Source organism: Sphingobacterium sp. UBA7253 (assembly GCF_002472745.1).
GTDB lineage: Bacteria > Bacteroidota > Bacteroidia > Sphingobacteriales > Sphingobacteriaceae > Sphingobacterium > Sphingobacterium siyangense.
Window position 1 is genome coordinate 696 of sequence record NZ_DKSP01000180.1, and the last position, 1,219, is coordinate 1,914.

The window sequence follows — 1,219 nt, forward strand, 5'->3', positions numbered from 1 at the left end:
CGGAATTGCTTCACGAACTTCAACAAGTTTTAAGTCACGACGTTTCAGACTAGAGTTCTCTTCTCTCAACTTACGTAAAGAAACAATTTGTCCCGGACGTAAATTATTAGAGTCCCCTGCATCAACAACAACTTTCTTGTCAAACAAAGAATCATTTTCTTCCATGAAATCCCATTTGTTAACGGCTTCTTTTTCTAAGAAACGAGTATCTCCTGGATCTTCGATGTTAACTTTTTGCATCATTTGGTGAACGATCGTCTCGAAGTGTTTATCGTTGATCTTCACACCTTGCAGACGGTATACCTCTTGGATACCATTCACAATGTAATGTTGCACTGCTGATGGACCTTTGATCGACAAGATATCCGCAGGAGAGATCGAACCATCTGATAATGGCATACCAGCTTTCACAAAGTCATTATCCTGAACAAGGATATGTTTAGAAAGAGGTACCAAGTATTTCTTGATTTGACCATCACGAGACTCGATAGACATCTCACGGTTACCACGTTTCACACCACCCAATGTTACCACACCGTCGATTTCTGTTACTACAGCAGGGTTAGAAGGGTTACGTGCTTCGAATAACTCCGTTACACGTGGTAGACCACCTGTGATATCTCGCGTTTTACCTGTAGAACGAGGGATTTTAACGAGGATACCACCTTCTTTCACTGTTACACCATTAGCAACTGCAACGTGGGCGCCTACCGGGATATTGTAGGTACGAATAACCTCTCCCGATTTATCAAGAATCTTGATGGATGGGTTTTTCGTTTTATCACGTGTTTCAATAATTACCTTCTCTTTGTGACCAGTTTGCTCATCTGACTCTTCACGGAAGGTAACACCTTCGATAATTGCGTCAAATTCAACTTTACCAGCAAATTCAGAAATAATTACTGCATTATATGGATCCCATTCGACCAATTTATCGCCTTTAGCTACTGTACCGCCATCCTCAACGAACAACTGTGAACCATAAGGGATATTTTGTTGGAATACGATTTTATTATGTGCATCAATGATCTTAACCTCACCAGAACGTCCTAAGACTACCTGATGTGTGCCATTATCGTTTGTTTGCGAAACAGTACGTACGTTTTCAAATTCGATTTTACCATCGTATTTAGAAATGATACTTGAATCAGCAGCAATGTTCGATGCCGTACCACCCACGTGGAATGTACGAAGTGTCAACTGTGTACCTGGCTCACCA

General features: G+C 41.1%; 1 pseudogene. It reads right to left on the reverse strand.

Annotated elements, in window-relative coordinates:
- Nucleotides 1-1,219: pseudogene (locus tag B2X72_RS18050) on the reverse strand (DNA-directed RNA polymerase subunit beta'); the annotation flags it as partial.